Origin of the sequence: Aeromicrobium duanguangcaii (assembly GCF_024508295.1) — a bacterium.
Classification (GTDB): Bacteria; Actinomycetota; Actinomycetes; order Propionibacteriales; family Nocardioidaceae; genus Aeromicrobium; species Aeromicrobium duanguangcaii.
The window spans coordinates 557,806-573,580 of sequence record NZ_CP101990.1 but is presented as its reverse complement, the minus strand read 5'-3'; the positions used below and the strand labels follow the sequence as shown (position 1 = coordinate 573,580).

Below are 15,775 nucleotides of genomic sequence, written 5' to 3'. Positions count from 1 at the left end.
CGAAGACTCAACTGCGCTGGGCGCGCTTGGCCTCGCGGGCGGCCTTCTCCTCGAGATCGAGGCGGTGCGCCTCCTCGGGCGTCGGGGCGGTTCCGCCGTACCGGGCCGGGGCCCACCACTGACCCTCCGGAGAGATCGGGTACTCGCGGATCGCCTTGTCGAGCAGCGCGGCCAGCGCGGCGTGCAGCTGCTCGGTCTCGGCGACGGGGTCCTCGCCGGTGACGGGGATCGGCGCGCCGACGTGCAGGCCGATCGTCTTGCCGCGGCCCCACAGGTCAGCCTCGTGGTCCTTGGTCTTGAGCAGCTGGGTGCCCCACACGACCATCGGGATGAGCGGGACGCCCGCCTCGGCGGCCGCGCGGACGGCGCCGGTCTTGATCTCCTTGACCTCCATGGAGCGACTGATGGTCGCCTCGGGGAAGATCCCGACGATCTCTCCGGCGCGGGCGTAGTCGGCCGCTGCGTGCAACGAGCCCTCACCCTGGGCACGGTCGACCGGGATGTGGTGCATCGAGCGCATCAGCGGACCCGAGACCTTGTGGTCGAAGGCCTCCTTCTTCGCCATGAAGCGCACGAGACGCCCCGACGGCTGGGCCGCCAGCCCGTTGAAGATGAAGTCGACGTAGCTGACGTGGTTGGAGGCCAGGATGGCGCCGCCTTCACGCGGGATGTGCTCGGTGCCGGAGGTCTGGAACTTCATCCCCAGCAGTCTGAACAGCGTCTTGGCCGTGCCGATGACCGGCGGGTACGTCAGGTCGCGCATGCCTGAACCCTAGTGCACGCGCGTTCACCCGAGGCGAGCGTCGTCACTCGTCCTCGACGACGTGAACGGCGGCCTCCTCGGCGCTGGCGCCGGCGCCGTCGATGCCCACGTCGTCACCGACGAGCTCGGCCACGCGGTCCTCGCCGATACCGCCGTCGGGATCGACCAGACGGCCCGAACGGGTCTGACCGACCTCGCCGTCGTCGAGGTTGTCCTCGTTCCACTCGGCGTCCGGATCGATGTCCGGCTCCTCCTGGGAGAGACGCTGGTCGAAGGACTCGCCCTCGAGCTGCTCCTCGACGGTCGTGCCGAAGCCCTCGCCCGCCGACCAGCGCTCGGGCGGGCTGATGCCCTCGTCCAGCGGGTCGAACGGCTCACGGCCCAGGAGTGTGTCGTCGTTCTGCTCCTGGGTCGGGTACTGAGCAGGTGCCGGGGCAGGATTACGCGGATCACTCATACCTCCACCATGCCACGGCACGGAAGGCCTCGCAGGGGCGCGGAGGTCAGTCGCGGAGGTGCTCCGTGGCAGGCGCCGAGTGGCGAATGGACCGCCTCAGGAGCACCAGCAGGACCACGACCACGACCAGCACGAGGATCCACGAGGCACGCTCCGCGCCGCCGGTGAAGACCGCGAAGAAAGCGCTCATGCCGATCGTCGACCAGATCGTCGCCCAGATCACCGCGCCGGGCACGAGGCCCGTCAGATAGCGCGGGAAGGTCATCCGGGCGAGCCCCGCGCCGAGGTTGACGGCGGTCTGCGCGCCCACCGTGAAGAAGCTCACGGTGACCGCCGGCGGACCCCAACGCTCGACCTGGGCCATCGCCAGCCGCACGCGCCGCCCCGGCCGGCGATCGCGCAGCAGGCCGGCCGCCACCGCGCGGCCGATCCCGTAGGTGCCGGCGGCCCGCAGCAGGACGATCACGAAGAAGGCGAGCCACGCCCAGGCCCACGGCCAGGACCGGATGGAGTCCATCACGTCGCTCATGACAGGCGCAGCTCCATCAGCACGGCGTCCGCCCCGGACCGGTAGTAGGCGCGACGCCGGCCGATCTCGCCGTAGCCGGCCCCGCGGTACATCGCGAGCGCCGCCTCATTGTCGTCCGCGACCTCGAGCAGCAGCCGTTCGGCGCCTCGTGCCCGAGCCGTGTCCTGGACCGCCCCGAGGAGTCGCGAGCCCACGCCCTCACGGCGCGAGCCCAGGCCCACGGCGATCCGCATCAGCTCGGCATCGGGCAGGAAGAGCCGCAGGGAGGCGTAGCCACGGACACCGAACTCGTCGACCAGGGCCAGCACGATCCGGTCCCCGACGAGCTCGTCGCGGACCTGTCCGGCCGTCCAGGCGTCGGGACCGAAGCTGGCCTTCTCGATCGACTCGAGCGTGTCCAGGTCGCGCAGGCCGGCCGCGCGGATCATACGGGCTTGGGTGCGACCTGGGGCATCGCGTCAGGTCGGCGCAGGTAGAGCGGCTCCAGCGGCAGCTCGACCGCTCCCCCGCCCGCGACGAGGGTGGCCAGGGCGGCAGCGGAGGGGTCCAGCGGCGCCTCGGCGAACCAGTCGAGACGGTCGGCGTAGAGCTGCCCGCCGCGCCCGACGACCGGCAGTCCCAGGGCGGCGACGGTCTCGGGGAAGTCGACCTCGGGCCCGGTCACGCGGACGCCCTCGGCGGTGAAGCGACCCCAGTAGACCTCCTTGCGCCGGGCGTCGGTGGCCACGACGAAGTCGGTCTCGAACCGCGAGGCGGCCTGCGAGGCGAGGATGTCGAGCGAGCACACGCCGTGGGTCGTCAGGCCGAGCGTCTGGCCGAGGGTGAGGGCGGTGACGACGCCGACGCGCAGCCCGGTGAACGGGCCAGGACCCACGCCGACGGCGACGTCGGTCAGGTCGGCCGCGGTCGCACCGGCTCGCTGGAGCGCCTCGCTGATCGCAGGCGCCAGCAGCTCGCCGTGGGCCATGGTTCCCTCGCCCGTCGCCTCGGCGACGACGGAGGAGCCGTCATGGACGGCGACGGAGATCGCCGGGGTGGCGGTGTCGAACGCAAGGAGGAGCACCTGCCCAGCCTAGTTGCGGCCCCTCTCCACTTTTGGAACCGGATCCACGTCCCACGATCCGATCGACGTGGATCCATTTCCAAAAGTGGAGTCGGGGTGGGTGGCGCGGAGCAGGCGTCAGCCCAGCAGCGTGCTGCGCAGCGGGACGCCGAGCCAGCGCCGCCCGCGCGGACGGATCGTCACGACGCGCATCTCGTCGGACTCCACTCCGGAGGCCGTGCCCAGGGGGTCCCCCGGGCTGGCGGCGCGCGTCTCGATGGCGATCGACAGCCAGCTGTCGGAGAGCTGCTCGGCCATGCCGGCGCCCCACTCGACGACCGTGACCGAGTCCTCGGTCGTGGCGTCCAGGTCGATGTCGTCGATCTCGGCGGCGCTGCCCAGCCGGTAGGCGTCCACGTGCACCAGCGCGGGTCCGCCGACCTCGCTGGGATGCGTCCTGGCGATGACGAAGGTCGGCGACGTGACCGGGCCGCGCACCCCCAGCGCCTCGCCGAGGCCCTGGGTGAACGTCGTCTTGCCCGCGCCGAGATCGCCGGTCAGGACGAGCAGGTCGCCGGCGCGCAGCAGCGTCGCCACCCGCGCGGCGAGATCACGCATCGCGTCGGCGTCGGGCACCTCACGGGCCAGCCACAGCGTCTTGCCCATCTCGATCGTGGTGCCGTCCTGGCGCACCGGAAGGTAGTGCCGGTGGCTCCAGAAGCGGATGTTGTCGGGCAGCTCCTCGCGGACGTGCAGCCAGATGCCGTCCATCCCACGCTCCTCGGCGACGTCCTCGGCGACGCCGACCATCACCGAGGCCACGCCCCGGTCGCGGCCGAGCGGGTCGACGCTGACGCGCTTGAGTCCGAGCATCGCCGGTCGCGTCCGGTCGAACAGGATCGCGCCCATCGGCAGGCCGCGACGCGTGGCCAGCAGTCCCCCGTCGCGGTCGAGCGCCGCGGCCACCGTCTCGAGCGTCTCGTCGCCGGCCGTGGCGGGCGGGTCGAGCGTGGGTCGCGTCGCGAAGGCGCGGTGGATGACCTGGAGCACCTCCGCCGCGCGTTCCGACCCGACCAGCTCGACGTCCAGCTCGGTGCTCACCGGCGCTCCTTCTCCACTGCGCTGCTCATGCGATGTCCTTGAGGACGCGCTCGATCGCCTCCGTCACCTGCTCATGCTCCTCGAGCATCACCATGTGACCGGCGTCGTTGACGGGCACCAGCTCGGCGCCGGCGATGTGCCGGGCCAGCCAGCTGCTGTGGCTCAGCGGCGTCATCACGTCCTTGGTGCCACACACGACCGACGCGCGGCACCGCGAGATCACCTCGAGTCCGGCCCCGAGGTCGAGCTCGACGAAGTTGTCGTAGAAGTTCAGGATCACGGTGGTGGGGGCGCGCAGGATCATCTCGTCGGCCATGTCGACCCGCGCCGGCTGCGCGTGCGGACCGAAGGCCCACCGCCGGATGATGGCGTAGCTGTTGAACTCGCGGCCCCAGTCCAGCAGCGGCGTGGCCGCCTTGACCAGGGGCACGACGAAGCGCAGCGCCGGGCTGCGGCGCATCAGCTTGCCCGCGCTGGTGCTGACCAGCGCCACACCGGCGATCCGGTCCTCGAACAACTCGGGAGCCAGCTGGGCCAGCTGCATGATCGCCATGCCGCCCATCGAGTGGCCGACCAGCACGACCGGGCCCTCGGGAGCATGGGCGTCGATCACCCGGTGCAGGTCGTCGGCCATGGCGTGCAGCGACGAGTTCCGGGGTCCGCTGCGGCCGGAGCGGCCGTGCGAGCGCAGCTCCATGAAGACCAGCCGGGCGTGGCCGCGCAGGGCCAGCCGCTGGAAGTGCCACGTGTCGAGGTCGCACAGCCAGCCGTGCACGAAGACGATCGTCGGCCCGGGGCCCTCGTCGATCTCGACGTGGATCGGGACGTCGTCGGAGGCCGACACGTAATAGGAGTCGCCGCGGACCGAGCCGAACGGGACCTCATCGCCCCGCGACAAGCGGCGCTCGCGGGTCTTGCGGTTCTTCAGGACCGTCGCGGCGGCACCCGCGACACCCGCCGCTGCGAAGGCGCCCGCGGTGGCGGCGACCCGTCCTGCGACCGATGTCATCGTTCTCCTCGGTAGGTGCGGGACCAACGTCCGGCCAGACGGGTCACGATCTCGTACGCGATCGTCCCCGCGGCGTCCGCCCAGTCCTGAGCGGTCGGCTCGCCGTCGTCGCCGGGCCCGAACACCGTGACCGGATCACCGATCCGAGCGGGCTGGTCGCCCAGGTCGACGACCAACTGGTCCATGCAGATCGTCCCACGAACGGGCACGCGGTTCCCGTCGAACCCCACCTCGGCCCGGTTCGAGGCCGTGCGGTGGATGCCCTCCCCGTACCCCACCGGGACGAGTCCCAAGGTGGTCTCGCGGTCGGCGGTCCAGCGCCATCCGTACGAGACGGAGGCGCCCGCCGGGACGCGCTTGACGTTCGCCAGGACCGTGCGCGCCGTCAGCACGGGACGGACCTCGGGCACGTGGACCGCCGGGTCCGGATCGATCCCGTACGCGGCGATCCCCATCCGCACCAGGTCGAAGTGCGACGACGGGCGCGTGACCGCCGCGGCCGAGTTGGCCAGGTGCCGCAGGCCAGGATCGACGCCGGCCGCGGCCAGCTGGTCGACTGCGGCGCGGAAGACGGACTCCTGGTGGTCGTTGGACGGGTTCTCCGGCTCGTCGGCACTGGCGAAGTGGGACCAGATCCCCGTCACCTCGATGCTGCCGGCCTCCTGCAGGCGGGCGGCCGCGGCGACGAGGTCGTCCCACTGGGGTCCGAACGCGCCGTTGCGCGACAGGCCCGTGTCGACCTTCAGCTGGACGCGGGGCCGGTCGCCGGCCGCCGCGATCGCCTGGAGCTGGTCGACCCCGGACGCGGTGACCTCGACGTCCGCGTCGATCAGCTCGGCGAACGGCGCACCGGGCACCGCCAGCCAGCACAGCAGGGGGCCACGGTCGCCGGCCGCGCGCAATTCCAGCGCCTCGGCGGGAGTGGCGACGCCCAGCCAGTCGGCTCCGCCCTGACGCGCCGCGCGTGCCATCGGCACCATGCCGTGGCCGTAGGCGTTGGCCTTGACGACCGCCATCTGCAGCGCGCTCGGGGCATACGTCCGCAGTGCCGCGAGGTTGGCGCGGTACTGGTCGAGGTCGACGAGGAGGTCGGCGTTCATGTCAGGTCTCCGGTTCGGTGGTCCTGGCCGGGTCCGGCGCAGAACTGCTGCAACAGCCGCGGCATCGCGCGGGCGACGTCCGAGGCGACGAACGGGCCGCCCAGGCGCTCGGCCGCGAGCCCGTGCACGAGCGCGGCGATCGATCCCGCGTCGAAGGCGTCGAGTCCGCGCGCCAGCAGCGACCCGGCGAAGCCCGCCAGGACGTCACCGGCTCCGGCGGTGCCCAGCCAGGGCGTGCCCGAGGTGTTGACCCTCAGCCTGCCGTCGGCGGACACGATGAGCGTGCGCGGCCCCTTGAGCAGGACCGTCGCGGACCAGCGCTCGGCGGCGCGGCGGGCGTGCGTGAGCGGGTCGGCCTCGACCTCGTCACGCTCGGCGCCCAGCATCGCCGCGAGCTCACCGGCATGGGGCGTCAGCAGCGCGTCGGTGGTGAAGGACATGGGCAGGTGACCCAGCGCGGTCGCGTCGACGACGACGGGGACCTCGTCCGCCAAGGCAGCCGCCAAGGGCTCGGGCGAGTCCTCGCCGCCCGGTCCGACGACCCACGCCTGGACACGGCCGGCGGCGCCCACGACCTCGGGCGCGCGGTCCACGACGCGCCGCGACAGCTCGGGCTCGCCGACGAAGCGGATCATCCCGGCCGGTCCGGCCTGGGCGCCGGCGACGCACAGGTGGGCGGCGCCGGCGTACTGCGGCGAGCCGGCGCGAATGCCCAGCACGCCGCGGCTGTACTTGTGATCGGCGACCCCCGGGACGATCCGGTCGCGGAAGCGCTGGCCGTCGGCCAACTCGAGGGACTCCAGCGCGGGCTCGCGCGACAGGTCCATCCCGATGTCGACGACCGTGATCCGCCCGGACAGCGCGGCGGCGGGGCCGAGCAGCAGTCCGTACTTGGCCGTGCCGAAGGTGACGGTGTGGTCGGCGCGGACGGCCGGCCCGTCGAGGCGCCCGTCGTCGACGCCGATCCCCGAGGGCACGTCCACGGCGACGACCACCGGCCGCTCACGCTCGATCCAGTCCGCCCAGTGCGCCGCCGCTCCCTCGAGACCCGGGCGCGCGCCGATGCCGAACAGGGCGTCGACCACGAAGCGATGACCGTCCGGCCGGTCGACGACCCGGGCTCCGGCGGCGGAGGCCGCGGCGAGCCCGCCGCGGTGGACCTTCGACGGGTCGAGCAGGCACAGGTTCACCCGGCGGCCACGCTCCAGGAGGCGGGCGGCCGCGAAGAGGGCATCGCCACCGTTGTTGCCCGGACCCACGAGCACCACCGCCGTCTCGTCGGCGGGCATGAGCGCGAGGAGACGCTCGGCCAGCTCCCGGGCGGCGCGCTGCATGAGACCGTCCCAGCCCTGCTGGTCGGCTGCGACCTCCTCCGCTGCGCGGATCTGCGCGACGGTGTGGGCGGTCAGCATCGGGTCACTCGACCGTGACGGACTTCGCCAGGTTGCGGGGCTGGTCGACGTCGTGGCCCAGCAGCTCGGCCAGCTCGCAGGCGAAGATCTGCAGCGGAACCGTGGCCACGAGCGGCTGCAGCAGCGTGGGCACCTTCGGCATCCGGATCACCACGTCGGCGAACGGCACGACCGAGTCGTCCCCGTCCTCGACCAGGACGATCGTGTAGGCCCCGCGGGCCCGCACCTCCTGGATGTTGCTGACGATCTTCTCCTGCAGCTGGTCGCGCGCGCGGGGCGGCACGACCACGAACATCGGCAGGCCGTCCTCGACCAGCGCGATGGGTCCGTGCTTGAGCTCGCCGGCCGCGAAGCCCTCGGCGTGGACGTACGCGAGCTCCTTGAGCTTCAGCGCACCCTCGAGCGCCACCGGGTAGCCGACGTGGCGGCCCAGGAACAGGAACGAGCGGCGATCGATCAGCTCGGCGGCGAGCTTGCGCACCTGGTCGCTGTCGTCGATCATCCGCTGGACCTTGGCCGGGATCTGGTGCAGCTCGTCGATGATCGCCCGGATCTCGTCGCCGTACTTCACGCCCTTGACCTGGGCCAGGTAGAGGCCCAGCAGGTAGCACGCGACGACCTGCGACAGGAAGCCCTTCGTGGACGCCACGGCGACCTCGGGGCCGGCGTGCGTGTAGATCACGGCGTCGGACTCGCGCGGAATCGTCGAGCCGTTGGTGTTGCAGATCGAGAGCACCCGGGCGCGCTGCTGGCGCGCGTACCGGATCGCCATCAGGGTGTCCATCGTCTCGCCGGACTGGCTGATCGCCACCACGAGCGTCGAGCGGTCGATGATCGGGTCGCGGTAGCGGAACTCCGAGGCCAGCTCGACCTCGCACGGGATCCGGGTCCAGTGCTCGATCGCGTACTTCGCGACGAGTCCGGCGTACGACGCGGTGCCGCAGGCGATGATGATGATCTTGTCGATGTTGCGCAGCTCATCGTCGGACAGGCGCATCTCATCGAGATGGAGCGCCCCGTCGGGGTCCATCCGGCCCAGCAGGGTGTCGGCGACCGCCTTGGGCTGCTCCTCGATCTCCTTGACCATGAACCACTCGTAGCCGCCCTTCTCGGCGGCGGTGACGTCCCAGTCGACCGTGTACTCGGTGGTGGGGGCGGGGTTGCCGTCGAAGTCGGTGACCTCGATCGAGTCGGCGGTGATCGTGACGACCTGGTCCTGGCCCAGCTCGATCGCCTCGGCGGTGTAGTCGATGAACGCGGCGACGTCCGAGCCCAGGAAGTTCTCGCCGTCGCCCCGGCCGACGACCAGCGGCGAGTTGCGCCGCGCCCCGACGACGACGCCGGGGTTCTGCGCATCGGCGAAGACGAGGGTGAAGGCGCCCTTCAGCCGCCGGCACACCGCGCGCACAGCCTCGGGCAGGTCGTCGGTCTGCTGCAGCTCGCGGTGCAGCAGGTGCGCCACGACCTCGGTGTCGGTCTCGGAGGCGAACTCGTAGCCGTCGTCCTCCAGCTCGTCGCGCAGGACCATGAAGTTCTCGATGATGCCGTTGTGCACGACCGCGACGCGCTCGCTGCTGTCCAGGTGAGGGTGCGCGTTGGCGTCGGTCGGGCCGCCGTGGGTGGCCCAGCGGGTGTGCCCGATCCCGGTCGTCGAGGGCGGCAGCGGACGGGCCTCCAGCGCGGCGTCGAGGTTGGCCAGCTTGCCGGCCTTCTTGTCCCAGGCGATGTGGTCACCATCGACGACGCCCACGCCCGTGGAGTCATAGCCCCGGTATTCGAGGCGTCGCAGCCCACCCATCACGACGTCCAGCGCCTGACGATGGCCCACGTATCCGACGATTCCACACATGCGTTCAGGGTACCGACTGCGCGGTGGGGACAGGTGCTGGTGACAATGGGGGGTATGTCACGGGACCCCTCCCCCTACGTGGAGCTGGAGCGCTCGGCGTGGGCGAAGCTGGCACACGACGCCGTCCAGCCCATGTCCCCCGAGGAGGTGGAGCGCGTCCGCGGCCTGGGCGAGGAGCTCGACCTCGACGAGGTGCAGCAGGTCTACGTCCCGCTGACCCAGCTGATCAGCCTGCGCGTGCGCCTGGCCGAGGCCCTCTACCGGGCGACCGAGCGGTTCCTGGGCGACCCGCAGCCCGACCGCGTGCCGTTCATCATCGGCCTGGCCGGATCGGTCGCGGTGGGCAAGTCCACGACCGCCCGCCTGCTGCGTGACCTGCTGGCCCAGCACGACGACCACCCGAACGTCGCCCTCATCACCACCGACGGCTTCCTGCTGCCCAACGCCGAGCTCGAGCGCCGCGGCATCATGCACCGCAAGGGATTCCCCGAGTCCTACGACCGCAAGGCGCTGCTGCGGTTCGTCATGCAGGCCAAGAGCGGAGCCGAGGTCATCGAGGCGCCGGTCTACGACCACCTGACGTACGACCGCACCGACGAGACGATCTCGATGAAGCGGCCCGACATCCTCATCGTCGAGGGCCTCAACGTGCTGGCACCGCCGCGGTCGCGCGGCGACGGGTCACCCGGTCTGGCGATCAGCGACTTCTTCGACTTCTCGATCTACGTCGACGCGAACAGCCGCGACATCCGGCGCTGGTACATCAGCCGCTTCCTGCGCCTGCGCGAGACCGCGTTCGCCGATCCGGCCTCGTACTTCCACCGCTACAGCACGTTCACCGACGCCGAGGCCCAGAGCCGCGCCGAGGAGCTGTGGGACACGATCAACTGGCCCAACCTGCGCGAGAACGTCGCCACGACGCGCGGTCGCGCCGACCTCGTGCTGCGCAAGTCGTCGGACCACAGCGTCCAGTGGGTCCGCCTGCGCAAGCTCTGACCCCTCCCCCGCTCCCGAGATTTGCTCCGAAACTCACCTTTCAGTGGGTCTCAAAGGTGAGTTTGGGGGCAAATCTCGGAGCTGGGGCGAGGGCGGATCCGCTCGGACTCAGCCGAGGTTCTTGACCCACTGGTCGGCCCACGCCGTGGCGCGGTACCCGAGGGCCTCGTTGACGGCGATCATGTGGTCGTTCTGGGCGTCGTTCCACGTCACGACGCGCGTGCGGCCCTCGAGCAGGTCGGCGGCCTCGCGCATCGCGTGGCGCTTGAGCGCGAGGCCCAGTCCGTGGCCGCGGTGCTCGGGCAGCACGAGCGTGTCCCACTGGTAGACCTCGGTCGACTTCGCCGGGAACACCAGTTGGGTGTGCCCCGCCAGGTGGCCGTCGGGGGCGACGGCAACGACGGTCTGGGGGGTGCGCCCCTGGCGCTTCCACTGGTCGACCTCGTGCACCAGCCGATCGGGGTCCCAGTACTCGTTCTCGAGCTGGGTCTCGCCCGCCGGCGCCTCCTGGTTCAGCAGGGCCCGCAGCCGGGCGTACTCCTCCAGCCACTGCGGCGGAGGCGCCGCCCGCCAGGCGGCCAGCGTGTACCCGTCGCGGAGGTCGGCCGGCGGCATGTCCGCAGGCAGCGCCAGCTCGCGCTGGATCAGGGTCGTGTCGGGGCTGTACCCGTGCGCCAGCATGAACTCCCGCGCCGGGGAGGTTTCGTCATCGATCGGCCGCAGGGTCTCGGTGAGGACGCGCTCGCGGCCGTCCTCGGCCGCCCGCAGCTCGAGCCGCTCGAGCAGGGCGCTGCCGTATCCGCGCCGGCGCAGCTCGGGCGGCACCCAGACCTCCGCGTAGACCGTGGTGACGTTGTCGCGCTCGGGCAGCTCGGCGATCGCGACGCCGACGGCGGTGTCACCCTGGCGTGCCAACAGCGAGTCGTTGCGCAGGTACTCGTCGCCCACCATGAGCACCTTCAGCTCGTCGGGCAGCCACGGCTGGTCGATGGCGCGCTCGTTGGACCGGCGGTACACGTCGTAGAACTCGACGAAGGCTCCGTGGTCGGTCGGGTCCAGCACTTCGATCGTCACGGCCATGCGGTCAGTCTGGCACCCCCAGCCGGTGGCGGCGAGGGTCAGATCGCGCGCGTGAGGAAGACGCTGTGCGGATCGAGAACGTAGTCGCCGAAGGGCTCGCACGGCTCGAACCCGTGACGCACGTACAGCCGGCGCGCCGCCGCGAAGTACGGCTCGGTGCCCGTCTCGAGGCTGAGCCGGGTGAATCCGCGCGATCGCGCCGTGGCCACCAGATGGGTGAGCAGCGCCGTGGCGACACCGCGCCCGCGCGCCTCGGCGGTCGTGCGCATCGACTTCAACTCGCCGTGCCCGTCACCCAGGTCCTTCAGCGCACCGCAGCCGAGCAGCCGGCCGTCCTCGCTCGCCGTCCAGAACGAGATGGCACCGTCACGCAGCGCGTCGAGGTCGAGCGCGTGGACGCTCTCGGCGGGGCTGGTCGCGAACATGTCGCTGAGGTGCTCGGCCAGCAGGGCCTGCACATCGTCGCGGTCGAGCCCGCCGGGCTCGAGGTCGAGCGCCACGTCAGAGCGCGAGGGTCGTGCGCACGACGCCAGCGAGGTGCTCGGCGATCTCGTGGGCCTGGTCGGCGGTGGGCGCCTCGACCATCACGCGGACCAGCTGCTCGGTGCCCGAGGGGCGCAACAGCACGCGGCCGCTGTCGCCCAGGGTGGCCTCGGCCGCCGCGACCTCGGCCAGGACGATCTCGTGGTGCTTGGCCCCCTCGCGATCGACGCCGCCGACGTTGACCAGCACCTGCGGGAGACGCTCCATCACCGAGCCGAGCTCGGACATCGTCCGGCCGGTTGATGCCATCTCGGCCGCCAGCTGCAGGGCGGTCAGGGTTCCGTCGCCGGTGGTGGCGTGGCGGCTCATGATCACGTGACCGGACTGCTCGCCGCCGAGGCTGTACCCGCCCTCGCGCATCGCCTCGAGCACGTAGCGGTCGCCGACGGCGGTGCGGCGGACGGTGATGCCCGCGGCCTCCATCGCCTGGGTGAAGCCGAGGTTGCTCATGACCGTGGCGACGACCGTGTCGTCGACCAAGCGGCCCTCGCGCTTGGCGCGCAGGGCCAGGATCGCCAGGATCTGGTCGCCGTCGACGATCTCGCCGTTCTGGTCCACCGCCAGGCACCGGTCGGCGTCGCCGTCGAAGGCGAAGCCCACGTCGGCGCCGCGCTCGACCACGACGCGGCGCACGTCGTCCAGGTGCGTCGATCCGCACGCCTCGTTGATGTTGAGACCGTCGGGATCGGCGTGGATCGCGATGACCTCGGCCCCAGCCCGCTCGAAGGCGTCCGGCGCGGCCTCGTAGGTGGCGCCGTTGGCGCAGTCCAGGACGACGCGCAGCCCGTCGAGACGGATCGGCAGCGTGTCGAGGAGGTGACGGACGTAGGCGCCCAGTCCGGCGTGGCTGTCGCCCACGCGGCCGACGCCGGCGCCGGTGGGTCGGTCCCACGCCTCATGGAGACGCTGCTCGATGGCCGCCTCGATCTCGTCGTCGAGCTTGACCCCGCCGCGCGCCAGGAACTTGATGCCGTTGTCGGGCATCGGGTTGTGGCTGGCCGAGATCATGACGCCCATGTCGGCCTCGAGGAGTGCCGTCAGGTACGCCGCACCCGGCGTGGGGACCACGCCGAGGCGATGGACGTCGACGCCCGCAGACGCCAAACCCGCGACCACCGCGGCCTCGAGGAATTCCCCCGAGGCGCGGGTGTCGCGGGCGACGACTGCTGTCGGACGCTGGTCGGCGAACGCACCGGCCTCGCCGAGGACGTGCGCGGCAGCGACCGAGAGGTCGACCGCGAGCTCCGCGGTCAGGTCTCGGTTCGCCAGACCACGAACGCCGTCGGTACCGAAGATCCGGCCCATGCGCGCCGGCGGATCAGCGCTTGCTGTACTGAGGCGCCTTGCGGGCCTTCTTGAGACCAGCCTTCTTGCGCTCCTTGATGCGCGAGTCGCGCGTCAGCAGTCCGGCCTTCTTCAGGGTCGGACGGTTGACCTCGACGTCGATCGCGTTCAGCGCACGAGCCACACCCAGACGCAGCGCGCCGGCCTGGCCGGTCATGCCGCCGCCGTGGACGCGAGCGATCACGTCGAAGGAGTCGACCAGACCGGTGACGGCGAAGGCCTCCTTGGCGATCTGCTGGTGCAGCTTGTTCGGCAGGTGCTCCTCGAGCGGCTTGCCGTTGACGGTCCAGACGCCGGTGCCCGGAACGATCCGGACGCGGGCGACAGCCTCCTTGCGGCGGCCCGTCGCGTTGCCGGGAGCGATGATCGACTTGATCTCGCCCTGGGCCGCTGCGCCGGAGGACTCCGACGTGTAGGCGACGCCCTCGGAGTTGGTGGTGAACTCGGTCTCTTCGGTGGTGGTCTCAGCCACGATGAACCTGCGCTTTTCGCTTACTGGGAGATCTGCGTGATCTCGAACGGCTGGGGCTTCTGGGCGGCGTGCGGATGATCCGGGCCGGCGTAGACCTTCAACTTCGTGATGAGCTGACGGCCGAGACGGTTCTTGGGCAGCATGCCCCGAACCGACTTCTCGATCGCCTTGCGCGCGTCCTTCTCGAGCAGGTCCCCGTAGGAGATCTGCTTGAGTCCGCCCGGGTAACCACTGTGGCGGTAGACGTTCTTGTCGGAGCGCTTGTTGCCGGACAGCGCGACCTTGTCCGCGTTGACGATGATGACGAAGTCGCCACCGTCCACGTGGGGCGCGTATGTCGGCTTGTGCTTGCCGCGCAGGAGAGTCGCCGCGGCGACGGAGAGACGGCCCAGGACGACGTCCTGGGCATCGATGACGTGCCACTGACGGGTGATGTCAGCAGGCTTGGGGCTGTACGTACGCACGGCGTAACCTTCTCGCTGCTAATCGAAAGCTGTGTGATCGGGAATCTGCGCGTCGTGATGGCGCGGTTGAACGCGTCGCAACACAACGACTACCCAGAATACCCGGCCGCCCCCGTCCGGGTCAAAACGGGTCTCGCGAACGTGACCCTGCTCTCGCGCCCGCGCGGCGGGGACACTAAGTTGGAGTGGGCCGCTCACCCCCGCGGCACTACTACTCTGACGTCACAGGAGACCCGATCGTGACCGACAAGCAGACGCTGACCATCCGCGACAACCGCTCCGGCGAGGAGTACGAGGTCGAGATTACCGACGGCAGCATCCGCGCTGCGGACCTGGGCAAGATCGGCAAGTCCGACGACGACCCGGGCCTGGCCGTCTACGACCCGGGCTTCACCAACACCGCCTCCACCCGCTCCGCCGTCACCTTCATCGACGGCGAGAAGGGCATCTTGGAGTACCGCGGCTACCCCATCGAGCAGCTCGCGGAGTCCTCCACCTACCTGGAGGTCGCCTACCTGCTCATCCACGGCGAGCTGCCCACCAAGGAGCAGCACGACCAGTGGGTGCACGAGATCACGTTCCACACGTTCGTGCACGAGAACCTCAAGAGCCAGCTGCAGGGCTTCCGCTACGACGCGCACCCCATGGGCATGCTGCTGTCGAGCGTGGGCGCGCTGTCGACGTTCTACCCCGAGGCCCGCAACATCAAGGACCCGCAGATCCGCCATGAGCAGATCGTGCGCATGATCGCCAAGATGCCGACCCTCGGCGCCTGGTCCTTCCGCCACGCGCAGGGCAAGCCGTACGTCTACCCCGACAACGAGCTGTCGTACACCGAGAACTTCCTCTCGATGCTGTTCCGCATGAGCGAGCCGAAGTACGACCCGGACCCGCGTCTGGCCAAGGCGCTCGAGGTGCTGTTCATCCTGCACGCCGACCACGAGCAGAACGCGTCGACGAACGCGGTGCGCTCGGTCGGCTCCAGCCAGGTCGATCCGTACTCGGCGGTCAGCGCCGGCATCGCCGCGCTCTACGGCCCGCTGCACGGTGGCGCCAACGAGGCCGTCCTGAAGATGCTCAAGCGCATCAAGACCAAGGAGAACGTCCCGGCGTTCATCGAGGGCGTCAAGAACGGCGAAGAGCGCCTCATGGGCTTCGGCCACCGGGTCTACAAGAACTACGACCCGCGCGCCACGATCATCAAGAAGGCCTGCGACGACGTCTTCGAGGTCACGGGCGTCAACCCGCTGCTCGAGGTCGCGCAGGAGCTCGAGAAGATCGCGCTCGAGGACGAGTACTTCGTCAAGCGCAAGCTCTACCCGAACGTCGACTTCTACTCGGGCCTGATCTACGAGGCGCTGCAGTTCCCGCCGGAGATGTTCACGGTCCTGTTCGCCATCCCGCGCACGTCGGGCTGGCTGGCGCAGTGGCTCGAGCTGGTCGACGACCCGGAGCAGAAGATCGCCCGCCCGAAGCAGATCTACACCGGTGCTCGCACGCTGGACTTCGTGCCGGCCAGCGAACGCTGGAAGTGAGCTGACCCAGCAACGGCGAAGGCCGCGAGCCCCTCGGGGTTCGCGGCCTTCGCCGTTCGTGCTGTGATTCGGGCCGGCT

17 protein-coding genes are annotated in these 15,775 nt (G+C 70.8%); 2 read left to right on the top strand and 15 right to left on the bottom strand.

Annotation, left to right across the window (positions count from 1 at the left end):
• Positions 1-7: 7 nt before the first annotated feature.
• From NP095_RS02895 to glmS, 10 genes are all read right to left on the bottom strand, one after another.
• The gene (locus NP095_RS02895) at positions 8-763 is read right to left on the bottom strand and encodes a lysophospholipid acyltransferase family protein (RefSeq protein ID WP_232417531.1); all 756 of its coding nucleotides are present in this window, start codon (positions 761-763) and stop codon (positions 8-10) included.
• A gap of 43 nt (positions 764-806) precedes the next feature.
• Positions 807-1,220 (bottom strand): DUF5709 domain-containing protein, encoded by a 414-nt coding sequence (locus NP095_RS02890; protein ID WP_232417533.1) that lies wholly within the window; start codon positions 1,218-1,220, stop codon positions 807-809.
• Positions 1,221-1,266: 46 nt separating this feature from the next.
• On the bottom strand, positions 1,267-1,749 hold the full coding sequence (locus tag NP095_RS02885) for a VTT domain-containing protein (protein WP_232417537.1): 483 nt from the start codon (positions 1,747-1,749) through the stop codon (positions 1,267-1,269).
• Entirely contained in the window at positions 1,746-2,177 is a 432-nt protein-coding gene (locus tag NP095_RS02880; protein WP_232417543.1) for a GNAT family N-acetyltransferase, read from the bottom strand. The genes NP095_RS02885 and NP095_RS02880 overlap by 4 nt, the downstream gene beginning before the upstream one ends.
• On the bottom strand, positions 2,174-2,812 hold the full coding sequence (gene tsaB, locus NP095_RS02875) for a tRNA (adenosine(37)-N6)-threonylcarbamoyltransferase complex dimerization subunit type 1 TsaB (RefSeq protein ID WP_232417547.1): 639 nt from the start codon (positions 2,810-2,812) through the stop codon (positions 2,174-2,176). The genes NP095_RS02880 and tsaB overlap by 4 nt, the downstream gene beginning before the upstream one ends.
• Before the next feature lie 117 nt (positions 2,813-2,929).
• Entirely contained in the window at positions 2,930-3,892 is a 963-nt protein-coding gene (tsaE, locus tag NP095_RS02870) for a tRNA (adenosine(37)-N6)-threonylcarbamoyltransferase complex ATPase subunit type 1 TsaE (RefSeq protein WP_306173278.1), read from the bottom strand.
• Between the two features lie 25 nt (positions 3,893-3,917).
• On the bottom strand, positions 3,918-4,901 hold the full coding sequence (locus tag NP095_RS02865) for an alpha/beta fold hydrolase (protein ID WP_232417549.1): 984 nt from the start codon (positions 4,899-4,901) through the stop codon (positions 3,918-3,920).
• Complete coding sequence (alr, locus tag NP095_RS02860; protein WP_232417550.1) at positions 4,898-6,001, bottom strand: alanine racemase; 1,104 nt, start codon at positions 5,999-6,001, stop codon at positions 4,898-4,900. Before alr ends, NP095_RS02865 begins: the two co-directional genes overlap by 4 nt.
• Positions 5,998-7,413 (bottom strand): NAD(P)H-hydrate epimerase, encoded by a 1,416-nt coding sequence (locus tag NP095_RS02855; protein ID WP_232417552.1) that lies wholly within the window; start codon positions 7,411-7,413, stop codon positions 5,998-6,000. Before NP095_RS02855 ends, alr begins: the two co-directional genes overlap by 4 nt.
• 4 nt (positions 7,414-7,417) lie before the next feature.
• On the bottom strand, positions 7,418-9,262 hold the full coding sequence (gene glmS, locus NP095_RS02850; RefSeq protein ID WP_232417554.1) for a glutamine--fructose-6-phosphate transaminase (isomerizing): 1,845 nt from the start codon (positions 9,260-9,262) through the stop codon (positions 7,418-7,420).
• Positions 9,263-9,307: 45 nt separating this feature from the next.
• Between glmS and coaA the strand changes: the two genes are divergently transcribed.
• Positions 9,308-10,258: a type I pantothenate kinase gene (gene coaA / locus NP095_RS02845; protein WP_232418546.1), complete on the top strand. Its 951-nt coding sequence runs from the start codon at positions 9,308-9,310 to the stop codon at positions 10,256-10,258.
• Positions 10,259-10,366: 108 nt separating this feature from the next.
• On the opposite strand, the gene NP095_RS02840 is transcribed toward coaA, so the two are convergent.
• The 5 genes from NP095_RS02840 to rplM are packed head-to-tail and all read right to left on the bottom strand — an operon-like array spanning position 10,367 to position 14,161.
• Positions 10,367-11,338 (bottom strand): GNAT family N-acetyltransferase, encoded by a 972-nt coding sequence (locus NP095_RS02840; RefSeq protein WP_232417556.1) that lies wholly within the window; start codon positions 11,336-11,338, stop codon positions 10,367-10,369.
• Between the two features lie 38 nt (positions 11,339-11,376).
• On the bottom strand, positions 11,377-11,838 hold the full coding sequence (locus tag NP095_RS02835; RefSeq protein ID WP_232417558.1) for a GNAT family N-acetyltransferase: 462 nt from the start codon (positions 11,836-11,838) through the stop codon (positions 11,377-11,379).
• Position 11,839: 1 nt separating this feature from the next.
• Positions 11,840-13,186, bottom strand: a complete 1,347-nt coding sequence (gene glmM / locus NP095_RS02830) for a phosphoglucosamine mutase (protein WP_232417560.1) — start codon at positions 13,184-13,186, stop codon at positions 11,840-11,842.
• Positions 13,187-13,199: 13 nt separating this feature from the next.
• Positions 13,200-13,697 (bottom strand): 30S ribosomal protein S9, encoded by a 498-nt coding sequence (rpsI, locus tag NP095_RS02825; protein WP_232417561.1) that lies wholly within the window; start codon positions 13,695-13,697, stop codon positions 13,200-13,202.
• A 20-nt stretch (positions 13,698-13,717) separates the two neighbouring features.
• The gene (gene rplM, locus NP095_RS02820) at positions 13,718-14,161 is read right to left on the bottom strand and encodes a 50S ribosomal protein L13 (RefSeq protein ID WP_187411737.1); all 444 of its coding nucleotides are present in this window, start codon (positions 14,159-14,161) and stop codon (positions 13,718-13,720) included.
• A 239-nt stretch (positions 14,162-14,400) separates the two neighbouring features.
• Here rplM and NP095_RS02815 point away from each other — a divergent pair, with 239 nt between their 5' ends.
• Entirely contained in the window at positions 14,401-15,696 is a 1,296-nt protein-coding gene (locus NP095_RS02815; protein WP_232417562.1) for a citrate synthase, read from the top strand.
• The last annotated feature ends 79 nt before the right edge of the window (positions 15,697-15,775 follow it).

Coding starts and splice junctions, on each gene's coding strand:
- glmS (WP_232417554.1), bottom strand. CDS start 9,262: ATGTGTGGAATCGTCGGATACGTGGGCCATCGTCAGGCGCTGGACGTC.
- NP095_RS02855 (WP_232417552.1), bottom strand. CDS start 7,413: ATGCTGACCGCCCACACCGTCGCGCAGATCCGCGCAGCGGAGGAGGTC.
- NP095_RS02890 (WP_232417533.1), bottom strand. CDS start 1,220: ATGAGTGATCCGCGTAATCCTGCCCCGGCACCTGCTCAGTACCCGACC.
- coaA (WP_232418546.1), top strand. CDS start 9,308: ATGGGGGGTATGTCACGGGACCCCTCCCCCTACGTGGAGCTGGAGCGC.
- NP095_RS02895 (WP_232417531.1), bottom strand. CDS start 763: ATGCGCGACCTGACGTACCCGCCGGTCATCGGCACGGCCAAGACGCTG.
- NP095_RS02885 (WP_232417537.1), bottom strand. CDS start 1,749: ATGAGCGACGTGATGGACTCCATCCGGTCCTGGCCGTGGGCCTGGGCG.
- alr (WP_232417550.1), bottom strand. CDS start 6,001: ATGAACGCCGACCTCCTCGTCGACCTCGACCAGTACCGCGCCAACCTC.
- NP095_RS02880 (WP_232417543.1), bottom strand. CDS start 2,177: ATGATCCGCGCGGCCGGCCTGCGCGACCTGGACACGCTCGAGTCGATC.
- NP095_RS02865 (WP_232417549.1), bottom strand. CDS start 4,901: ATGACATCGGTCGCAGGACGGGTCGCCGCCACCGCGGGCGCCTTCGCA.
- glmM (WP_232417560.1), bottom strand. CDS start 13,186: ATGGGCCGGATCTTCGGTACCGACGGCGTTCGTGGTCTGGCGAACCGA.
- NP095_RS02840 (WP_232417556.1), bottom strand. CDS start 11,338: ATGGCCGTGACGATCGAAGTGCTGGACCCGACCGACCACGGAGCCTTC.